The 22,005-nt window shown below is 67.9% G+C and carries 13 protein-coding genes; 7 read left to right on the forward strand and 6 right to left on the reverse strand.

The features are described from left to right. Positions 1–208 precede the first annotated feature (208 nt). Genes ABT137_RS17665 through ABT137_RS17680 form a run of 4 tightly spaced genes read left to right on the forward strand, consistent with a single transcriptional unit; the run spans position 209 to position 14,794 of the window. Positions 209–6,514, forward strand: a complete 6,306-nt coding sequence (locus ABT137_RS17665; RefSeq protein WP_351709457.1) for a protein kinase domain-containing protein — start codon at positions 209–211, stop codon at positions 6,512–6,514. A gap of 28 nt (positions 6,515–6,542) precedes the next feature. Continuing rightward, positions 6,543–9,494 (forward strand): DEAD/DEAH box helicase, encoded by a 2,952-nt coding sequence (locus ABT137_RS17670; RefSeq protein ID WP_351709460.1) that lies wholly within the window; start codon positions 6,543–6,545, stop codon positions 9,492–9,494. Then, positions 9,494–13,627, forward strand: a complete 4,134-nt coding sequence (locus ABT137_RS17675) for an Eco57I restriction-modification methylase domain-containing protein (protein WP_351709463.1) — start codon at positions 9,494–9,496, stop codon at positions 13,625–13,627. The genes ABT137_RS17670 and ABT137_RS17675 overlap by 1 nt, the downstream gene beginning before the upstream one ends. Before the next feature lie 33 nt (positions 13,628–13,660). Next, on the forward strand, positions 13,661–14,794 hold the full coding sequence (locus ABT137_RS17680; protein WP_351709466.1) for an EcsC family protein: 1,134 nt from the start codon (positions 13,661–13,663) through the stop codon (positions 14,792–14,794). Between the two features lie 52 nt (positions 14,795–14,846). Here ABT137_RS17680 and ABT137_RS17685 read toward each other — a convergent pair whose 3' ends face one another. Next, positions 14,847–15,032 carry a DUF397 domain-containing protein gene (locus tag ABT137_RS17685; RefSeq protein WP_351709469.1) on the reverse strand — a complete coding sequence of 62 codons (186 nt, stop codon included), beginning with the start codon at positions 15,030–15,032 and terminating at the stop codon, positions 14,847–14,849. Continuing rightward, positions 15,029–15,886 carry a helix-turn-helix domain-containing protein gene (locus ABT137_RS17690; protein WP_351709472.1) on the reverse strand — a complete coding sequence of 286 codons (858 nt, stop codon included), beginning with the start codon at positions 15,884–15,886 and terminating at the stop codon, positions 15,029–15,031. The genes ABT137_RS17685 and ABT137_RS17690 overlap by 4 nt, the downstream gene beginning before the upstream one ends. Before the next feature lie 162 nt (positions 15,887–16,048). On the opposite strand from ABT137_RS17690, the gene ABT137_RS17695 reads away from it, so the two are divergent. Both ABT137_RS17695 and ABT137_RS17700 read left to right on the forward strand, forming a co-directional pair. Continuing rightward, positions 16,049–16,492 (forward strand): ATP-binding protein, encoded by a 444-nt coding sequence (locus ABT137_RS17695; RefSeq protein WP_351709475.1) that lies wholly within the window; start codon positions 16,049–16,051, stop codon positions 16,490–16,492. Between the two features lie 231 nt (positions 16,493–16,723). Then, the gene (locus ABT137_RS17700; protein ID WP_351709967.1) at positions 16,724–17,326 is read left to right on the forward strand and encodes a PIN-like domain-containing protein; all 603 of its coding nucleotides are present in this window, start codon (positions 16,724–16,726) and stop codon (positions 17,324–17,326) included. Here ABT137_RS17700 and ABT137_RS17705 read toward each other — a convergent pair. Both ABT137_RS17705 and ABT137_RS17710 read right to left on the reverse strand, forming a co-directional pair. Continuing rightward, positions 17,268–18,179, reverse strand: coding sequence for a hypothetical protein (locus ABT137_RS17705; protein ID WP_351709478.1), 912 nt, complete (start codon positions 18,177–18,179; stop codon positions 17,268–17,270). The two genes, ABT137_RS17700 and ABT137_RS17705, sit on opposite strands and share 59 nt — an antisense overlap. 191 nt (positions 18,180–18,370) lie before the next feature. Further along, a complete protein-coding gene (locus tag ABT137_RS17710) occupies positions 18,371–19,459 on the reverse strand; it encodes a S1 family peptidase (protein ID WP_351709480.1) in 1,089 nt (362 codons plus the stop codon). Positions 19,460–19,946: 487 nt separating this feature from the next. Here ABT137_RS17710 and ABT137_RS17715 point away from each other — a divergent pair, with 487 nt between their 5' ends. After that, complete coding sequence (locus ABT137_RS17715; protein WP_351709483.1) at positions 19,947–20,228, forward strand: hypothetical protein; 282 nt, start codon at positions 19,947–19,949, stop codon at positions 20,226–20,228. Positions 20,229–20,273: 45 nt separating this feature from the next. Here the strand turns inward: ABT137_RS17715 and ABT137_RS17720 are convergent, their stop codons facing one another. Continuing rightward, positions 20,274–20,819 carry a PIN domain-containing protein gene (locus ABT137_RS17720; protein ID WP_351709486.1) on the reverse strand — a complete coding sequence of 182 codons (546 nt, stop codon included), beginning with the start codon at positions 20,817–20,819 and terminating at the stop codon, positions 20,274–20,276. Then, entirely contained in the window at positions 20,816–21,961 is a 1,146-nt protein-coding gene (locus ABT137_RS17725; RefSeq protein WP_351709489.1) for an ImmA/IrrE family metallo-endopeptidase, read from the reverse strand. The genes ABT137_RS17720 and ABT137_RS17725 overlap by 4 nt, the downstream gene beginning before the upstream one ends. Positions 21,962–22,005: the final 44 nt, after the last annotated feature.

A 22,005-nucleotide genomic window follows, 5' to 3' on the forward strand; every position in this document is an offset into this window, starting at 1 on the left:
GCTCCCACACCGCCCCCCAGGCTCATTTCACTTGAGACGGTAGATGTGGCGCGTTGACAATGTCAACAGGTACGCAGGTGCCGGCAAAAGGAGCCAATCGTGTACAGTGACGCGGGCCACACTCTCCGCTCTGACACGATGGAGCGTGCGGCAGCAGGTCAGGGGGCGCGCTCCGTTATGGAGTGCGGAAGAGGAAGAGGGAACGGCAGTGAGCCACGAGCTGGTCGACGGCAGATTCCGGATCGGGCACGTCATCGGCAGAGGCAACATGGGTGAGGTCCACCGGGCCGAGGACCTGCAGGCGGCCGAGGGATCACCTGAACGAGCAGTCGCCGTCAAGACCATCCTGCGCCGCCGCACCGGCATCCAGATCGACACCGGCGGCGATCCCAAGGCGGTTCAGCGCTTCGACCGCGAGGTGCGCATCATGCGCCGGCTGCGCCACCGGAACCTCACGCAGCTGATTGCGGGGGGCATCGCCGCGGACAACGGCGGTCTCCCGTACCTCGCCATGGAACTCCTGGACGGGGAGACGCTGCGCGACCTGATCGAGGAGGAGCCCCAGCTCCCCCTCGCCTGGGCTGCCGCGATCGGCGCGCAGATCGCCGACGGTCTCGCCGCGGCCCACATGGCGGGCGTCGTGCACCGCGACCTGAAGCCCGCCAACGTCATGCTCACCCAGGGCGGTACGGTCAAGGTTCTCGACTTCGGCATGGGCCGCATCGTTGACGACCCGGACGAAGCCAGGCTCACCAGCACCGGCGTCAGCGTCGGTACCGCCCGCTACATGGCTCCGGAGCAGTTCAAGGCCAAGCAGGTGACGCAGGCCGCCGATCTCTACGCACTGGGCTGTGTGCTGTACGAGATGCTCGTCGGGGTTCCGCCGTTCACCAGCGAGTCCCCGTACGAACTCGCGAGCAAGCACACCGGCGAGGACCCGACCCCCGTCGCCGCGATCCGCAGTGAGATCCCCGTCGAGCTCGCCCGCCTCGTCCACCGTCTGCTGGCCAAGGACCCTGCGGACCGCCCGGCGGACGCCGTGGCGGTCCGTGACGCACTGATGCCGCTCGCTCTCTCCGATGAGGACGCCTCAGCACTGCCGCACTGGGGAGCCATGGACCCGACCCTGCCCCTGCGCGCCTCCGCGTCCGCCCACGCGCCCGAGCTCCCGGTACCCGCTCCGAAGCCCTCGCCGGTCATCGCTTCCGGCGCCGGCATGGACGTCTTCGGCGTCCACGAGAAGCTCATCGAGGACTACCACTCCTTCACCAAGGGCGGCACCGTCATCCGCGACGAGCGCATTGGCGCGTTCGTCGAAGACGACCTGGAGAACAAGTCCCAGTGGCCGAACCCCTGGCTGTCGCTCAACCCTTTCTTCCAGAGCGGCGGCACGGTGGCGCAGCTGGCCGGCCAGAAGGTGCTCCACGACGAGTGCGCCCGTATCTTCCAGGCGAAGAAGACCGAGGGTGGGACCACCCCCGACGGACGTCCGCTGACGCTCCACCAGCACCAGCGCGAGGCTCTCGACGCCGCCGCGTCCGGTGCGTCGTACGTGCTGACGACCGGCACGGGCTCCGGCAAGTCCCTCGCCTATATCGTCCCCATCGTCAACAAGGTGCTTCACGAGCGGGACGCCGAAGGTCCGGACGCTCGCAAGCGGGTGCGGGCGATCATCGTGTATCCGATGAACGCGCTCGCCAACAGCCAGCTCAAGGAGCTGGAGAAGTATCTGCGCGACGGGTACGGCGAGGGCCGCGAGCCGGTCACCTTCGCCCGTTACACGGGTCAGGAGGACGACGAGAAGCGTAAGGAGATCCGCGACAACCCTCCGGACATCCTGCTGACCAACTACGTGATGCTGGAACTGATGCTGACCCGTCCCGCCGACCGGGCGAGTCTCATCGGCATGGCGCGGGGCCTGGAGTTCCTGGTCTTCGACGAGCTCCACACCTACCGCGGACGTCAGGGCGCCGACGTGGCTCTGCTGATCCGCCGGGTCCGCGAGGCCTGCCAGGCGCCGGACCTGCAGTGCATCGGCACGTCCGCCACCATGTCGACCGAGGGCACGCTGGCGGGCCAGAAGAAAGCCGTCGCCGACCTGGCGAGCACCTTGTTCGGTACGCAGGTCCGGCCCGAGCACGTCATCGGCGAGACCCTCGTCCGCGCCACCGACGACGCGCCCGGCACCGTACCCGCCGAGCGCCTCAACTCCCCCGCGGCTCCGCGCGCGTACGACGATCTGGTCCGCGACCCGCTGGCCCGTTGGATCGAGACCCGATTCGGTCTGGCCACGGACGAGGCGACGGGGCGGCTCGTCCGCCAGAAGCCCGCCCGGATCGAGGATGCGGCGGCGGAGCTGCACAAACAGTCCGGGGTCGACGAAGAGCAGTGTGCCAAGGCGATCCGCGCCACCCTGGAGGCTGGTTCACAGGCCCGCCACCCGGTGACCGAGAGGCCGCTGTTCGCGTTCCGGCTGCACCAGTTCCTCTCCAAGGGCGACACCGTGTACGTCACCCTGGAGGACAAGCTCTCCCGCTACCTCACCCGTTCCTACCAGCTCGAAAAGCCGGACAAGAGCGGCAAGGTGCTGATGCCGCTCGCGTTCTGCCGGGAGTGCGGCCAGGAGTATCTGACGGTGTGGCGGACTGAGAAGGACAGGGAAGTCCGATACGAGGCACGCCGGGACACCTCCGCGACCGGCGGACGGCAGGGCGACGGCTATCTGTACGTCGACCACGAGCGGGAGTGGCCGGCCGCCCTCCAGTACGCGGTGGACGACCGCCGGCTGCCCGAGTCCTGGCTGGAGTTGGACGAGAAGGGCCAGGAGGTCGTGAAGAAGTCGTACCGCGACCGGGTGCCCCGGGCCGTCACCGTCGACCCGTTCGGCTACGAGGGGCGCGGTGATCTGAAGGCCGCGTTCATCCCGTCCCCGTTTCTGTTCTGTCTGCACTGCGGGGTCGCCTACGAGCAGACGCGCGGCCGGGACTTCGCGAAGCTGGCGACGCTCGACCAGGAGGGCCGTTCCTCCGCGACCTCGCTGATCTCGGCATCGGTCGTACGGTCGCTGAAGTCGGTGCCCGAGGAGGCCTTGGACAAGGAGGCGCGCAAGCTCCTCACGTTCGTCGACAACCGCCAGGACGCCTCCCTCCAGGCGGGCCACTTCAACGACTTCGTGCAGATCACGCAGTTGCGAGGGGCGTTGTACCGGGCGGCTCTGGATTCGGGCGACGACGGCCTGCACCACGAGGAGCTCGCGTCGACGGTGACGAACGCACTCGCCATCGACCCAGCGGACTACACCGGCGAGGCGGATCTGCCCCCATCACTCGCCCGCAATGCCGCCCGGACGCTCCGCGACGTGATCGCCTTCCGGCTCTATCTGGATCTGGAGCGCGGCTGGCGCATCACGATGCCGAATCTGGAGCAGACCGGCCTGCTGGAGATCGACTACGAGGACCTGGAGTGGGTGGCGGCCAAGCAGGACCGGTGGGCCACCACCCATGCGGTGCTGCGTGACGCCGACCCGGCGCTGCGGGCCGAGATCATGAAGGCGCTGCTCAACGAGATGCGCCGGTCGCTGGCCATCGACGTCTCGTACTTCCGCGACGACGTCTTCGACTCGCTGCAGCGGGCGAGCGAGGAGCGGCTCGTGGACCCGTGGTTGCTGTCGGCCGCGGACAAGCCGCGGGTCGGCACCGCCTATCCGCACCCGTCCCGCCCGGGTATGGACCGCTCGGGGCTGTTCCTGTCGGCGCGTGGCAAGTTCGGCAAGTATTTGGGGCGCTCGGACCGCTCTTTCAAGGATCTCGACCAGACCGACCTCCAGCTGGTGATCGAGGAGTTGCTGAAGGTCCTGGCGAAGGCCGGTCTGGTGAAGGAGGTGGAGGTCGCCCCGCAGCGCGCGGGCCGCTTCCGCAGGCCCACCACGCCGGCCGCGACGGGCTACCGGGTGGCCGCGCAGTCGCTCGTGTGGCGCGCGGGCAGGGGCGAGACGGGGACGCACGACCCGCTGACGCGCACCTACCAGAGTGGCGACGGCCCGCGCGTGAACACGTTCTTCCGCGACCTGTACAAGGACGCGGCAGGTGCGCTGTCCGGACTGTTCGCCCGCGAGCACACCGCCCAGGTCTCTCCCGAGGACCGTCAGGAGCGTGAAGAGGCCTTCCGCAAGGCGGAGTTGAAGCTGCTGTACTGCTCCCCGACGATGGAGTTGGGTGTCGACATCTCCTCCCTCAACGCGGTCATGATGCGCAATGTGCCGCCGACGCCGGCCAACTACGCGCAGCGCTCGGGCCGGGCCGGCCGTAGCGGCCAGCCCGCGCTGGTCACCACGTACTGCGCGACCGGCAACAGCCACGACCAGTACTACTTCCGCCGCTCGGAGCGCATGGTGGCGGGAGCGGTGGCCCCGCCCCGCCTGGACCTGGCCAACGAGGACCTGGTCCTCTCCCACCTCCAGGGCATCTGGATAGCCGAGACGGGTCTCAAGCTGGGCCGAGCCATGTCCGACGTACTCGCCGTGCCAGCTCCGGACAGCGGCGCGCACCTGACACCGGAACTGGAACTCCTCCCCGACGTCCTGGCGGCCTCCCTCGACGAGAGCGCCCGCCGCCGCACCATCGACGCCTCACTGCGGGTGTTCGGGCCCCTGCTGCCCAAGTTCGCCGACACCACCTGGTGGCACGACGACTGGATCCAGGACAAGGTCCACTCGGTGCAGGAGCGCTTCGACCGTGCCTTCGACCGGTGGCGCAGGCTGTTCAGCGCCGCGCTCAAGGACTACTACACCCAGAGTGAGCGCCGTATCGACTACGGCCTCACGGACGGGGACCGCAAGCGGGCCAACACCCGCCAGCGGGAGGCCTGGACGCAGCTGAACCTGCTGATGAACGAGAGCGTCGACAACAAGTCCGTGCTCTCCGACTTCAACCCCTACCGCTATCTGGCCTCCGAGGGCTTCCTGCCCGGCTACAGTTTCCCGCGCCTGCCGCTCGCCGCGTACATCCCAACGATCGGCCGCCGCCGCGGTGACGGCGACTACCTCCAGCGGCCTCGCTTCCTTGCGATCCGCGAGTTCGGCCCGGGTGCGCTGATCTACCACGAGGGTGCCCGCTACCAGGTGACGCGCATCCAGCTGCCGCCGGACTCCTCGGGCGAGCTGACCACCGGCGAGGCCCGCCGTTGCGCGCACTGCGGCTATCACCATCCTCCGGAGGACCGCGAGGACCGCTGCGGCTTCTGCAACGAGCCGCTGGGTTCGGCCACCTACGGCCTGCTGCACCTGCACACCGTGTACACCACCCGCCGCGAGCGGATCTCCTCCGACGAGGAGGAGCGGCGCCGCGCCGGCTTCAAGCTGGAGACGTCGTACCGCTTCCACAAGCGCGATGCCGCCGACAAGGGCCGTCTGGAGGCCTCGGTCACCGACTCCTCCGGAAGCCGGATCGCCCAGCTCGCGTACGGCGACTCCGCGACGATCCGGATCACCAACACCGGCCGGGTACGCGCCAAGAGCGACGAACCGGCGGGCTACTGGCTGGACCTGGCGGACGGCCGCTGGATGAACGACAAGGACGCCTCCGAAGCGTCCGGCGACTCCAGCGAACTGCCGGTGATCGACGCGGACGGCAACGAGCGGCGACGCAAGAAGCGGGTCATCCCGTACGTGGAGGACCGCCGCAACATCCTCGTCCTCACCCTCGACGAACCGTTGCCGGAGCCGGTCGCGCTGACCCTGATGTACGCGCTGGAGCGGGGCATCGAGGCGGCGTTCGAGCTGGAGGACGCCGAGCTGTCCAGCGAGCTGCTGCCGCCGGACGACGGACCGCGTGGCCGCATCCTGTTCACGGAAGCGGCCGAGGGCGGTGCGGGCGTGCTGCGCCGCCTCCAGGCGGAGGACGACGCCCTGGCGAAGGCGGCCGGGCGAGCCCTGGAGATCTGCCACTTCGGCACGCACGGCGAGGACGAGGGCGGCGAGAAGCACCGCCCCGGCCGGGCCTGCGCACTCGGCTGCTACGAATGCCTGCTGACGTACGGCAACCAGCTCAACCACGCGCTCATCAACCGGCACACGGTGGCCGACCTGCTGGTGCGGCTCGCGTCGGCGACCGCCCAGCGGGAGGCCCGCGGCGAGTCGAAGTCGGAGCGGTATCGGCGCCTGCTCGCGGAGTCCCCCGCCGGGCCGACGTCCGCCGAGGCGTCCGCCTCCGAACTCGCCGCTCAAGGGGACTTCCTGGGCTGGGCGAAGGCGCGCGGGCTGCGACCGCCGGACGACACCGGCACGTTCCTCACCGAGGCCAACGCGACACCCGACTACGTGTACCGGCTGCCCGGCGTGAACGTCGCCGTCTTCGTGGACTCACCGCCGCGGGAGCAGGACGCCCTACGCGACGAAGACGCAGAGGAACGCCTGTTCAACGCCCGCTGGGATGTCATCCGCTTCCCGCACGGCGGCGACTGGGACGCCATCGCCGCCGCCAACGTCCAGTACTTCGGCTCCCCCGCCACCGGCTGACCCGCCCTCCAGAGGATTGACGACCGACATGCCCGACGAATACTCCACCGGTTCCCTGGTGAAGGCCCGAGGCCGTGAATGGATGGTGCTCCCGCAGAGCAAGCCCGATCTGCTGGTGCTGCGCCCGCTGGGCGGCTCGGACGACGACATCGCCGCCGTGTTCCCGGCGTTCGAGAAGGTGGACCAGGCCAGGTTCGCGCCGCCCGAGCCCGGCGACCTCGGCAACCAGCTCGCGGCCGGCCTGCTGCGCACGGCGCTCCGCGTCGGCTTCCGCTCCGGCGCGGGCCCCTTCCGCTCGCTGGCCGGCATCGCGGTGGACCCGCGCGCCTATCAGCTCGTACCGCTGCTGATGGCCCTGCGGCAGAAGACCGTCCGCATGCTCATCTCGGACGACGTCGGCATCGGCAAGACGATCGAGGCGGGCCTGGTCGCGAGCGAACTCCTCGCCCAGGGCGAGGCGACGGGCCTCGCTGTGCTCTGCTCACCCGCGCTGGCCGAGCAGTGGCAGCAGGAGCTGCGCACCAAGTTCGGTATCGACGCGGAACTGGTCCTCTCCTCGACGGTCTCGCGCCTCGAACGCGGCCTGGACCTGGGCCAGTCCCTCTTCGACAAGTATCCGCACGTGATCGTGTCGACGGACTTCATCAAGTCCCCGCGCCACCGGGACGACTTCGTACGGCACTGCCCCGACCTGGTGATCGTGGACGAGGCACACACCTGCGTGGCTGCCGACGACACGTCGTCGAACTCCCAGAACCAGCTCCGCTACGAGCTGCTGCGCCGCGTCGCCGAGGACGCCACCCGGCACCTGGTGCTGGTGACGGCGACCCCGCACAGCGGCAAGGAGTCCGCCTTCCGCAACCTGCTGGGCCTCGTCAAGCCCGAGCTCGCCTCGGTGAGCCTGGACTCGGAGTCCGGGAGGCGGCAACTGGCCCAGCACTTCGTGGCCCGCAAGCGGGCGGACGTACGCCAGTACCTCACGAAGGAGGACGGGCTCAGCGACGACTCCCTCGCCGAGCGCACCGCGTTCCCCTCGGACCGATACTTCAAGGACGAGACGTACAAGCTGTCGCCCGAGTACCGGGCCCTGCTCGACGACGCGATCGCGTACGCGAGTGAGCGGGTCGAGGAGGCGGGCGGTCAGGGCAAGCGCGAGGCGCGCATCGCATGGTGGTCCGCGATCGCCCTGCTCCGGTCGCTGGTGTCGTCGCCGCGAGCCGCCGCGAAGACGTTGCGGACGCGTTCGGCGGCGGCGGTCGCCGCGTCGGCGGAGGAGGCCGACAAGCTGGGTGCGCCGCTCACCAGCGACGCGGCCGACAACGACACCATGGAGGGCATGGACCTCGCGCCCGGCGCGGAGATCACCGAGGACGACCCCCGCTCCCGCCTCGGCGAACTCGCCGACCGCGCGGCGAAGTTGGAAGGGCCGACCAAGGACCTCAAGCTCAAGGCGCTCGTCAAGCACCTCAAGGCGCTGTTGGCGGACGGCCACAACCCGATCGTCTTCTGCCGCTACATCCCGACCGCCGAGTACCTCGCGGAACAGCTGGAGAACGACAAGGAGAGCGGCAAGCGCGGCCCGCTCGGTGCGAAGACGGTCGTCAAGGCGGTCACCGGCACGCTCTCGCCACAGCAGCGCATCGAACGCATCGAGGCGCTCGCCGAGGAGGCCGGCGAGGACGCCGCCGCACGCCGCGTCCTCATCGCCACGGACTGTCTGTCCGAGGGCGTCAACCTCCAGCACCACTTCGACGCCGTCGTCCACTACGACCTGGCCTGGAACCCGACCCGCCACGACCAGCGCGAGGGCCGCGTCGACCGGTACGGCCAGCGCAAGGACCAGGTCCGCGTCATCACGATCTACGGCGACGACAACGGCATCGACGGCAAAGTCCTCGAAGTCCTGATCAAGAAGCACCGCCAGATCAAGAAGGACCTCGGCATCTCCGTCTCCGTACCCGACGAGCTGTCGACCGGCGTCACGGACGCGATCGTCGAGTGGCTGCTGATGCGTGGGCGGGAGGGCCAGCAGGACACCCTGTTCGGCTCCGAAGCCCTGGACGCGGCGACGAACAAGGTGGAGAGCGACTGGAACTCGGCGGCCGAGCGCGAGAAGAAGTCGCGTTCGCTGTTCGCGCAGCGCTCGATCCACCCGGAGGAGGTGGCCCGCGAGGTCACCTCGATCCGGGAGGCACTGGGCGGCACGGGCGAGATCACGACCTTCGTACGGGAGTCGCTGGAGGCCCTGGGAGCGGTCCTCCGGGGCACCGGGGAGGAGTTCACCGCACAGGTGGGCGGCACGCCCATCGGCCTCCAGGACGCCCTCGCACCGGCCATAGGCGCCGAGGTGATCGACAAGGACCGTCCGATCCCGTTCCGTACAGATCCGGCGGTGGCCCGCGGAGAGGCGGCACTGGTCCGCACCGACCCGGTCGTCGGCGCGCTCGCGGCCCACGTCCTGAACGCGGCCCTGGACAAGAACGTGCTGGGCGCCCGCCCGGCCCGCCGCTGCGGCGTGGTCACGACGGACGCCGTCGGCACCATGACGACCCTGCTCCTGGTCCGCTACCGCTTTCACCTCACCCTCCCCTCTCGCAACGGCGACCGCCAGATCGTGGCGGAGGACGCCCGGTTGCTGGCCTTCGAGGGCTCCGCGAAGAACGCGGTGTGGCTGACGCCCGAGCAGGCCGCGGAGCTGCTCGACGCGACCGCGTCCGTGAGCACCGACCCCCACTTCGGCGAGCGCACCATGACCCGCGTCCTCACGCAACTCCCTGCCGCGTACGACCACTTGGGGGTCTACGGCGAGGAGCTGGCCGCCGAACTGGACGCCTCGCACCGGCGGGTGCGGGCCGCGTCCGGTGAGATCGTCCGCGGTCTGTCGGTCACGGCCCAGAAGCCCGCCGACGTCCTCGGCGTGTACGTCTATCTCCCCACCACCCCTGCCGCCCCTGCGACCGCTCCGGGAGTGTCCGCCTGATGTCCGCCACCACCCGCCACCAGGTGTTCACCGCTGTCCACACGGTCGGCGACCTGCTGCCGGCCAACATGCTGGTGCGCATCTCCGAGGGCAAGGTCACCAAGGACCTCAAGGGCCTCGCACCGGCGGACTACCGCATCCCGGGCTCCCGTTCGGTACGCGACCAGGCCGAACGGCAATGGGACGACCTGAAGTCGCTCTGGCGCGAACTGCGCGAGAAACTGCCCGCCGAGCCGGAGTCCTCGGTCCGCCCCGACAGCACCGGCTACGCCCAGGCCAACTGGGTGGAGCCGTTGTTCGAGGCGCTCGGCTTCGGCCGCCTCACTCCGGTGGGCGAGGCGGGCATCGTGGCGGACGACGGCACGAAGACGTTCCCGATCAGTCACCGCCGGGACAACACCCTCGTGCACGTGGTGACGTGGAACGCGTCCCTCGACAAGCGCCAGGGCCCGGGTGTCCCCGCCCCGCAGTCGCTGTTGCAGGAGGCCCTGAACCGCACGGACGCCCACCTGTGGGCCCTGCTCACCAACGGCCGTCAGCTGCGCCTGCTGCGCGACTCCAGCGCGCTCGCCACCACGTCGTACGTCGAGTTCGACCTGGAGGCGATCTTCGACGGCGAGCTGTTCAGCGAGTTCGTCATCCTGTACCGGCTGCTGCACGCGTCGCGCTTCGAGAGCCCGCAGAGCGGCGGCTCCCAGTGGACCTGCTGGCTTGAGGTGTGGCGGGACGCCGCGATCCGCCTCGGGGCGCGCTTCCTCGACGACATAAGCGAAGGCGTGCGTCTGGCCATCAAGGAACTCGGCACGGGCTTCCTGAAACACCCGGCGAACAGTGCCCTGCGCGAGAACTTCGACCGCGACACCTACCACAAGGCGCTGCTTCGGCTCGCCTACCGCCTGCTCTTCGTGTTCGTCGCCGAGGACCGGGATGCGCTGCACCCGCCGGAGGCCGACCCGCAGGCGCGCAAGCGGTACGCCGACTACTTCGCCACGTCCCGACTGCGCGAGCAGTCCCGTCGCCGTCGCGGAACCTCACACGGAGACCGCTGGGAGGCGCTGCGCCTGGTCCTGGGCGCACTGGGCGAGGAGGGGGGCCTGCCGGAGCTGGGCCTTCCCGGCCTGGGCGGCCTGTTCGACGACACACCGGCGGACGCTCCGCTCCGTAAGCTCAGTCTGACCAACGAGCACCTGCTCGCTGGCGTGCGCCACCTGGCCGAGGTCCGGGACACGGAGGCGCAGCGCAGGCGGACGGTCGACTACCGCACGCTGGACGCGGAGGAACTGGGCGCGATCTACGAGTCCCTGTTGGACCTGGTCCCCCAGGCCGGCGCGGACCGCACCTTCGAGTTGGTGCCGCGCGCGGGCAACGAGCGCAAGAAGACCGGCTCGTACTACACGCCGAGTTCGCTGGTGGATGTGCTGCTGGACTCCACCCTCGACCCGGTCATCCAGGCGGCCCAGGAGCGGGGCGAGAAGAAGGCGGCGGAGGCCAGGCAGTCGGACGTGGACGCGCGGGAGACCATCGCCGCCGAGCTGCTGTCCCTGACCGTCTGCGACCCGGCGTGCGGGTCCGGGCACTTCCTCGTCGCTGCCGCCCGTCGTGTCGCGAAGCGGGTGGCGGCGGTACGCGACCGGACGCCCGAGCCCACGCCGGAAAGCATCCGGCACGCGCTCCACGAGGTCATCGCGCGGTGCGTGTACGGCGTCGATCTCAACCCGATGGCTGTGGAGCTGGCCAAGGTCTCACTGTGGATGGAGGCGTTGGAGCCGGGGAAGGCGCTGGGCTTCCTCGACGCGCACGTGAAGCTTGGCAACGGGCTGATCGGGGCTACGCCGGCACTGTTGCGGGGTGGGATTCCGGACGAGGCGTTCAAGGTCGTCGAGGGGGACGAGAAGTCGGTCGCCACGGACTGGCTCAAGCAGAACAAGGAGGAGCATCAGGGCATCCTCCGACTCGATGCCGCACTCGACGAGTCGGTGAGCGTCACGAACACCGTGTTCGCCACCGAACTGCGCGACCTGGTCGAGAACTCGGAAACGGAGAAGCTCGGCCAGGTCCGCAAGCTGGCTGAGCGGTATCACGAGTGGGAAGAGTCGCAGGCGTACAAGGACGCGTTGAAGATCGCCGACGCCTGGTGCGCTGCCTTCATGTGGGAGAAGACGGCGGATGCGCCGCCGCCGGTGACTCAGCGGGTGTTCCTGTCGCTCCAGGCGGCCGAGGGCGTGGGCGCGCCGAAGGAGACGCATCGGGAGATCGCACGGCTGAGGGAGGAGTACCGGTTCTTCCACTGGCATCTGGAGTTTCCGGATGTCTTCAACGTGCCCGATGGGGCCTCGGGGGATGGGGTTGATCCGGTTACCGGGTGGGCCGGCGGGTTCGACTGCGTGTTGGGGAATCCGCCATGGGACAAGGTTGACTTCGAGGACAAGAAGTATTTCAGCGTCGTGGAGCCGTCGCTCGCGGAGATCTCCGGGACGGCTCGGCGTACGGCTATCGCGGAGTGGGCGGCCGAGCACGAGGAGGAGGGCGAGCGGTACTACGCGGCTCGGCGACGAGTGAAGTCGTCGTTCCTATTCTTGGGGTCTTCGGGGGCTTATCCGCAGTTGCGGAAGGGGTTGTCGGTCAAGGGCGTCAACTCTCTTCAGACGGATCAGTTGTTCACCGAGCGGTTCGTGTCCGTGACGGCGCCTGAGGGCCGTTGCGGGACGGTTGTGCCTACGCAGATCGCCACGGGGGCGGGGGCGCAGTTCCTCTTCCAGGATCTGACGCGGCGGGGGGCGGTGAAACACCTTTACGACTTCGAGAACGGTAGGCGGGAGAAGCTGTTCCCGGCGGTGGACTCCCGCTACTCGTTCTCGCTGATCTCGCTCGCGGGCCGGGGCCTGGCTGAGTCCGCCGCGCGCTTTGCGTTTTTCCTCGGCCATCCTGATGAACTTGCCGATGGCGGCTCCGTGTTCGAGCTGTCGCCTGAGGAAATCACCCTTATCAATCCAAACACGGGGACGCTGCCAGTGTTTCGGACGCGAAAGGATGCCGATCTCACGGCTTCCATTCAGAGGCGCATTCCGGTCCTGGTCAAGGAAGGACAGCCGGACGGCAATCCGTGGGGCCTCGCATTCAAGAACCTCTTCAACACAACAGACGATTCTGACCTGTTCCGCACCCGCCAGAATCTGACGGCGGACGGCTGGGAGATGGAAGGTGACATCTTCGTGCGAGACGGGAAGCAGATGCTCCCGCAGTACGACGGCAAGATGGTCCACCACTTTGACCACAGATGGAACCGATACCGCGACGTCGGCAACACCGATTACGAGCGCGTGCCGTTGGAGGTCAAACAGGACGCGTACGGCACAAACCAGCCTCGGTACTGGATCCAGGATGAAGGGCGCATCCCAACTGTACGCAAGGGCAACGAAGTCACCGTTGCCGGCATCGACTTGCGCCTGGAAGAACTAGGATGGGAACACGACTGGCTGTTGGGCTGGCGCAACGTCGCACGAGCAACTGATGAGCGAACAGCAATCCCCGCGTTCATCCCTAGGGCTGCGTCCGTGGAAAAGTTCCCGCTGATGCTGCCCCACGTGCCGACGTCTCTCACGGCAGCACTCCTCGCGGCCCAGAGCTCCCTTGTCTTCGACTACGTATGTCGTCAAAAGGTTGGCGCGATCAGTGTCATGCTATTCATCTGGAAGCAACTGCCCGTCCCGCGCCCCGACGACCTCGCGCCCCACACTGCCTTTCTCACCGCTCGCACCCTCGAACTCGTCTACAGCTCCTGGGAAATGGAGCCCTTGGCCACCGACCTCGGCGATGAAGACGCGCCCTTCACCTGGAACGAGGGCCGCCGCGCCCAGCTCCGAGCCGAACTGGACGCCTACTTCTTCCACCTCTACGGCGTCTCCCGCGAGGACACCGAGTACATCCTGGAGTCCTTCCAGACGGAGAACGGCGGCCTCAAGAACAACGAGATCTCCAAGTACGGCGAGTACCGCACCAAGCGCCTGGTCCTGACCGAGTACGACCGCATGGCCGCCGCCGGCCTCACACTGGAGAACCCGCTCGTGGACGGCGAGAACTACACCTCCACCCTCACCCCGCCCCCGGGCCACGGTCCCCGCCACCCCGCCTGACAACTCGCCCCAGAGACAGGAGCGCCACGGCCCATGAGTAACCCGCAGCAGCCCGATCAGCTGCCCTCGGACTACGAGCTCGACGCATGGCGTTCCGTCCAGCAGTTCAAGGGCCGCCCCCTGTCACGAGCGATGAGAAACGCCGGCGAGCAAGTCGCCAACGGTGTCTCGGAACTCGGCAAGCGTGCCGCGAGGCAACTGGAGAACCACCCACGGGCCAAGTCGGCGGTTTCACGTGGACAGGAATTCGTCGCTAAGGGCGCTCAGAAAGTCGGCGCCGGAACGCGCAAAGCAGCCGACGCCCTGCCGGACTGGAGCGGCACCGCCGTTGACTCCATACAGAAGACGCTGGGGCGGGCCTCGCGAGCGGGCCTGTCCTCCAAACGCGTGGTAGCGCTTCACAAGAAGCGCGGGCACGACGTCGCCTCGCTGCGCGACCTGCGCCGCCTCGACCTCGAACAGGTCGACGTGGTCCGCGGACGGGCGGCGAGCTGGTACTTCCCGGCCGCCGCAGCGCTTTCGGGAGCAAGTGCGGGGCTGGTGATCTCTGGAGGAGAGCTCGTCATCGCCGCCTCCGCCGGCGCCGCGGCGGCCCCTTCGGGAGGCGCAATCACCGGTGCCTTCGTCGCCGATGCCGCAGTCGTCCTCGGACTCGCGTCCCGCGCCGTCGGTCAGGTCTCGCTGTTCTACGGCTACGACCCCGAAGAGCCCGCCGAGAAGCTCTTCGTGCTGTCTGTTGTCAACGTTGGGACGGCGAGCTCGGTCGCCGCCAAGAACCGTGCGATGTCCGACATCTCGCGGCTCACCCAGGCACTCTTCCGCGGCAAGACGTGGGAGGTCCTGAACGAATCGCTTGTTACCAAGGTCTCCCAGCAGTTCGCGAAGGCGTTCAGCTTCCGCCTCACCAAGAAGGGACTCGGCAAGGCCGTACCCGCGTTCGGGATCGTCGTCGGAGGCACCCTCAACTGGACCACTCTGGAGGGAATCGTCGACGCAGCCGAGATGGCGTACCGGCGGCGGTTCCTCCTGGAGAAGTACCCGCATCTCGCTGACGAGGAGGCAGCCGGATCGTTTCCCGACACCAGCCCGGACGGCCCGGACGATACCGACGAGGAAATCAGCCTGCTTGACGAGATCGCCGAGGCAGGCGGCCCCGACCTCCACTGACCCGTCGTCCCGGCGGCGAACGTAACCACGCTACCGCCGGGACGTATGCGCCTCAGGCCCCCGCAGCGAACCCCACGAACCGCGACCACTCCTCACGCCCGACCGCGAAGTGAGGGCGCGTGACGTCCTTCGAGTCCCGCACGCAGATAGCTCGTTCGGTGACAGCGACCTCAACGCAGTCGTCGCCCTGGCTGCCGCTGTGGCTGGACTTGAACCAGGCGAGTTCCGTCGTGCTCATAGCTCTCCTCGGATTCGCTCCAACAGACCCCGCGAGTCTTTGGGGTTCAGGGCCTGCGAGCGCAGTGTGTCATAGCGCTGCTGGAGGAGGCTCACCTCTTTCACGTCACCGATCAAGCGCCCATTCTGCTGCCCCTCGGAGTACCCGAACCGCCGCCCCTCCAGCGTCTCCAGGAGCCGCACCGGGCCGTCCAGACAAGCATGCAACCCACCCTCCAGCGGCACGATCTGAAGCGTCACATTGCGCGGCGCGCTGTGCTCCAGCACATGGTCGAGCATGCCCCGCATCTGCTCATCGTCCCCAAACCGACGCCGGAAGACATGCTCCTCGACGATGAAGCTGAACGGGACAGTCGGCCGCTCGTACAGCATCCGCTGCCGTTCCAACCGCACAGCCAGCAGCGTCTCCAACTGCTCGTTCGTGACCACCGGAATGGTGCCCTCGAACACCGCCCGCGCATACCCCTCCGACTGCAACAACCCCGGCACCAGCCGACACTCATACGTACACAGACTCACCGCCACCCTCTCCAGCCGCGCCCACCGCCGGAACCAAGCCGCCAGCCCCGCCTCCCCTCGCGTCAGGAACTTCGCCGCCCTCCGCAGCGCCCCCGTGTTCCCCGTCGCCTCCTCCGCCCGCTCCACGAAGGACTCGTCCGGCATCCGTCGCCCCAACTCCACGGACTCCACCGTGTGTTTGGAGAACCGGACCCGCTCCCCGAACTCGGACCGGCTCAGCCCGGCGTGTTCACGCAGAGCCTGGACGACGGCCCCGAATGTCCGCAGACTGTCGGAGGGGGCGGGCTCCCGCGCCTCCTCGTACCCCGTCAGCTCATCGCTGCTGCCGTCGGTCATGCGCGGCCACCTCCAGGTGCGTACGTGCGCTACTGCCCGCGATCAACTCACCCAGAGTGACGGCAAGATCGACGTACCGTCTACACAAAGTCCCCGTACGCTGACGTACCGTACGGTTCCCACCCCTGGAACGCGCCCCCATGCGCCCGCCACGGTTGCCCCATGAACGCCCCCACGCCTCAAATCCCTGTTACCGTACACACTTTCGCCCAGCGGCTGTCCTCCACGCGTCGCGGGGCCCGCCTCGCCCGACTGCTCGCCGTCGAGCGACTCCAGGCCTGGCAGGTGTCACCCGCCGTGACCGAACGCGTCGAACAGATCGTCGCCGAACTCGCCGCCAACGCGGCACTGCACGGCCGCGTACAGGGCCGCGACTTCCAGGTCGCCCTCACACTCGACGAGGCGACCGGCACCGTACGCGTATCGGTCACGGACGCACGCGGGGAGCAACTCCCAACACCAAAGGCAGACTTCGAGGACCCGGCACACAGCGAGTCGGGCCGAGGCCTGCCCCTGGTCACCGCCCTCGCCGACCGCTGGGGCACGGAACCGTTTCCACCCAGCGGCAAGACCGTATGGGCGGAAGTGAGTCCGCGGTCGGGCTGAAACCCTCTCTCTCTCCCCCCCACCGAGCCTCTTCCCCATTCCGCCCCTTCCGCGCACCCTCGCCGTGATGCCGTCCCGACCAGGGGATACCAGGAGGCGTACGGCCTCCTCCACACGCGCGACACGACGGGGGTACCAGTGGCGAAGGACACGACGGCCGGCGCGGACAACCGTGGCCTCTTCGACGACTTCGGGGCCTTCCGGACCCCGACGGCCGAGGACTTCACCGCCGTGCTGACCCGTGGTCTGGTCGCCCCCGACGCCAACGTGCTGCTGAATCTGTACCGGTACACCGAGCAGGCCCGCGGTGACCTGCTGCGCGCCCTCGGCGGGTTGGAGAACCGACTGTGGGCGCCCAGGCCCTCGTGGAGTTCTGACGGAATCGCGAGAGCACCCTCAGCGACGCCCGATCGTCCGGCGCGCAGGCCGCCGGGGAGATGGCAAGTCACGCGGCGCAGGCGGAGCGGACTCTTCGCACCTGGGGCAATCGCGTCCCCTGCCCAGGGAGGAGACCGACCGCCTCCATGGCCAGCTGAACGAGGTCTTCGACGACGTACAGAAGGCGATCGTCAAAGTCGGTCAGGGCGAGTGGCAGAACATCACTCAGGACACGAGCACCGACCCGGTCATCGCGAAGCTGGAGCCCGCCCTCGTCGGCCGCGTCGGGGCGCCGCTATGCCGGGATGTCGAGCCTGTCGGCGATCAGATGGCGTGCGGCGCCCTCGACGGTGCCGCTGGCGATCGGTCGGCAGCGAGGGCTGTGTCGCTAAATGGTCTACGTCCAGCTCGGCGACCGCCCGCCGGGCTCTCCGTACGGGACTGGCCGGCCGGTGAAGGCGTCGAGGAGAATGCGGTCCCCGAGCGGTTTCCGCAGCTCTACTTTGACGTTCTGTTCGGTCAGGTCGGCGTTGCAGGGACCGCTCTTTGCTCCCTTGACGGAGGCGTACAGTACGACGTTCTCGTCCGTTTCCAATGCCTTGACGACGGGGCCGTCGTCGCACGCTCCGTGAGCGGCCTTGACGGTAATGGATCGCCCGTCCGTTGCTGTTCCGGCAAGCCCGGAGAGGCTCCTGAGACCGCCGGCAGACCCTTGCCGGGCTTGTGCGATCGGTGGCTGTGGAAGCTTTGACGGCGTGACGGCGACCCGCTTGAGCGGGGCATCATAGCCCTCCAGTGTGAACAGCCAGGCGGGAACGGTGGCTGTTCCCCGGCTCGTGGTGATGGTCGTTCGGCCGAGCTTCGCTCCCGTCACCGTCAGCCGGGGGCCCTCGCTGCGGTTGAGGGCAAACGACTGGTACGCCTTCTTCGCCCCCACCAGCGGTCGGGTCAGAGCGCTCCCGCCTGTCCAGTCGACCTTCCCCTGCTCGGTGGCGGCGGCGGGCAAATTGCCCTGCAGCACGAAGTTCTTGCTCTCGTAAGCCAGCTGGTCCGCCTGACTGTGCCAACCGGACTCCGGTATCTGTACCGCGTCGGCCATGGGGTAGTACCCCTTGTGCCATGCAGCGGCAGACGCGGACCCGCGCCAGGCATCGGCCACTTGACGGGCGCGCTCCTCCTGCTTCTGCAACGACTGACCGTTTGTGTGGCCATCGTCGGCTCGGGAACCGCCGCCGCATCCTGCAAGGAGGCAGGCGCCCAGGAAGGGCACGAGAACCAGGCCGACGAGGCGCTTCGTGTGCTTGTTCATGTCGTTCCCTCGTAATGTGGCCGACGACGCATTCTCTGCTGGAAGCATGGCGCGCAGGGGCCTTTCGGTTCCTGAGCGCCAGCTCCGTGTTCACATCTTCGACGCGGAGCGGGGCCAACAGGTTCGCTCACCGTCGCTCGCGCCGCCCGCGGTGCTGGTCAAGACCCCAGGCGGCGAGGTGCGGGCGCGACCTAATAGACCTTCAGGCCCTCCCAGTCGAGCACCTTATAGACCGGTTCGTAATAACTGACTCGGTCCGATTGTGCGTCGGAGTCCCCGCAGGGCTGGTCGGCGTAGTTGCCGCCGGACGTGATGCCCAGGGCCGTTCCACTGCTGAAGAGCGGCCCTCCGCTGTCCCCATGGACAGTGCAGTTGCTCGCCTCGATCATGTGGTTGAGAGTGATGCCGCTGGAGTATGTGACCGTCACGTCCGTTGCGAGCACCTTGCCCACCAAGTCCTGGCTGAAGGTGCCGACCCGCTTCACCAGTTCGTCCTCGAACGCAGAGGCGGAAGTGGTTATCTGCTGCTCCGAGCCGTCCCAGTACAGGACGGTCCCGTACGGCGTGACGTCGCTGTTGGTGTACTCCACCACCCCGTAGTCGGACCTGTCGGTGTTGTTCCCGTTGTACCAGTCGATAGCCGGCCCGAGGGAAACGTCCCCATACCTTCGACTCCAGGCGACGGCGCCGTCGTCCATGCAGTGCCCGGCGGTGAGCATGAACTTCTTGCCGGTGTCGTCCTGCACGTTGAACCCGGCTGTGCAGGTGCGAATCCAGGTTGTCCCTGAATCGACGTATGGCGCGGTTATGCCCACGCCACCGCGCATGGCGTTGGCGGTCGATTCGATCTTGCCCGGGTGTTCGGTTATGTCGACCGCATCGCCGTACCCGGAGACAGCATCCTTAATCCGGGACCTGTTGGCGGCGGAGACCCCGTCGTAGATCTCCACATCCACACGGTTGCCGCTCCGGTCAATACTCCAGGCGGTGTTGGGAATGCCTGCCAGCTTGTCCAGTTTCGTCTTGGCGGAGTCGAGGATGGCCGTGCTGTAAGGGACGACCTCCGCGACCGCGCCAGCACTTCGCACGGTTTCCGCCGCGGCCTGATCGGTGACCGCCACCACGAGCCGTCCGTCCCGGTAGTAGACGCCGGCCGTCCGCTTGTCACCCAACTGTCTCGCGACAGCTGAAGCCTTGGCTGGATCGGTGAGTGGCGTCGGTGCGGCCTGGGCGGTGGTTGCGGTGGTCAGCGAAAGTATTCCGCCGACCGCCGCTGCCACAAATCCCCGATAAGTGTGGCATCTTCGCATCTCTGGCCCCCCACAGTGACGAAGTATGCGCATCAGGTGATCGACGCGCGTCACGCCAGAATGATCAGAAAAGGTTACCAAGAATTGAACTTGACATGACAGATGCGCCGGTTGAGCCATGTCGACTTAAAGTGGCCGACTATGGCGAGAAACTATGGCTTCGCGCGACAGTTGGCCCGGGCATAGCAGACTCGTCAGCGGGAGCATCGGCGACATGTGCGGCAACACGACGCGTGCTGCCGATTCCAACACGACGGTCCGCCGTCCGCCCATGAACGGCAACAGCGCATGGCATCACCAACTCAATGCAGAAGAGCCGCACCCGTCAGCACGTACTGACGCTGCTCGGGATCGCGCATATCTGATGTAGTGGCGGATGCCGTCGTATGCGACCAAGTAGTCGTGGTGGTCCGTGGGTTCTGTCCAGATCTGCCTTCCGTAGAGCTTTCCATTGATCATGCTCTGGCTTGCCTACGACAGCTACGGGGATCGGGGCGCCGTGATCAAATACGCCGCCGAAATGGACGGCGTCGCGGACGCCAGGAGCATCTACGACATCTGCCAGTATCCGGAGGACCGCTCCCTCAGGGGCTTCACCAAGCCGGTCACCCGACTCACCAGCCTGCTACAAGGCCTGGACAAGATCCCGGACTCGGCCGTCCAGGTCCTGAAGGCCGAATACGACTCGGCACGAGCCGCGCATCCGACTTCTCCGTCCACCCGCTCCTCGTACCGCTGATCAACGACCTGCCGGACGAAGACGAGTAGGGGCGATCCCCTTCTCTCAGCGCAACAGGTCCGCCGCCCTGCGGGGAACGCCTCGCAGGTGGCGCCCGGCCTGCTCCATCCCCATCAGGAGGCCATGGCCTGCGTCGGCCAGGACCAGTCCGTCCACGACTGCTTCGCGCATGATGTCGACGGTGTCTTTGACGGTGATGCCCTTGCGGCGCGCGTAGTGGCCCGCTTCGCCGTCGTCGGTGATCCACACGGAGTTCGCGAATTCGCTGCGCTGCTCGATGACCACGAGCGTCTCCGCCTCACCGAGGTGCTGCAGGGGGCGGGAGCGGGAACCCCCGAAGACGACACGCCGGATCCGGTCCACCGCGGCGGTCTCAGCGGGGTCGTCGACAGCGATCGGCTCGCCGAGCCATCCGCCGGCCGTCACCTGGCCCAGCTTCGGCCAGTACCTCGTCGACTGCTCGGCCTCAGCTGCAACCGCCTCCGTCCAACGGCCACGGCCGTCGAGAACCTTCTCCAGCAAATTCAGCCGGTCGACGGCGGCGAAATTGCACAGCACGGTGTTGTCGGGAAACCAGCAGTGGCGCGTCATGGCTGGTAGACCAGGTCCCCTTCATCCGCGTCGGTACCGCCCGACACGCCTTCCTGCGGGTCCGGTTCAGGTTCGAGGGCCTCGCGGATCCTCTCGACGTCCACGCCCGTGTACGCGGCCAGCGGGCGCAGGGTCGTGTCCCCCGCGAGGTATGCCTCGTACAACAACTGAGCCGGGCGGAAGGGCAGTCGGTTGGCCAGCGACCACGTCGTGCGGGACTCGTAGAGGTCGCTCTGGCCGGTCAGCCAGTGGCAGTCCTGCGTCGTGAGCCCCCGCAGCCTGGCCGCCGTTTCCGGGGAGATGACGCCCAACTGCGTGAGCCGTGCCGCGAGAGCGCTGGGAGAGACCTGGAAGCGCACGACCAGCGAGGTGAGTTGCTCGTCCGTGACGTCCTTCTCACGCACAACCGCGTTGATCTCGTCCCTGGGCATGAGGAGATTCGCGGCGAACACATTGGCGCGCACCTCGGTCAGGTCCTTCTGGCGCCCCGGGGAGAGTTGCGTCTCCGTGAGCAGGTCCTGGGCGTCCCTGGCCAGAATGTGCCCGAGCTCATGGGCGAGGGTGAACCGCTGGCGGGTCGGCACCTTGGTTCGGGCGATCATGATGAGGCGGAAGCCGTCCGCCTGCCAGGCGGCGCCGTCGATTCCGTCCGGCATGCCGATCTTCGCGACGTCGACGCCGAACGTACGCTCCAGGGACTGAACCAGGTCGGCGGTATCGAGGCCGTCGATCGCCGGTGTGCCCGCGGCGGCAAGGCGGGCGAGCGCGTCGTCCGCGAGGGCCACGCCTTGGTCGACGTATCGCTTGAGGTCCGGACGGACGGAGGGCAGCTCCGGCAGTTCGGTGGCCAGGCCCAGGAGATCCAGCACCTCGTGTGCCGTGACGAACCTTTCGACCAGGTCCTTGAGCATGCCGCGGTCCTGGTCGTCAATCGCCGATGCGCTGGTGCGGGCCGCGATGGTGGGGCGCAGCGGCTCCCGGCCGGTCAGCAACCAGTCGACCGTGGTGCTGCCGAAGTCCGCGATCCGGGCGAGATCGAGTGACGTGAACCTGCGGACGCCGCTCAGAGATTTCGACAACTTGTCCGGCGCCAGTCCGATGCCCTCGGCGAACGCTGCCTGGCTGGCCGAAGCTCCACTCATCACTTTCCGTACGCGGTCCGTCACATTCTCGCCCATGACTTCAC

It is taken from the genome of Streptomyces sp. NPDC001980 (assembly GCF_040296885.1).
In the GTDB taxonomy this organism is placed as follows: Bacteria; Actinomycetota; Actinomycetes; order Streptomycetales; family Streptomycetaceae; genus Streptomyces.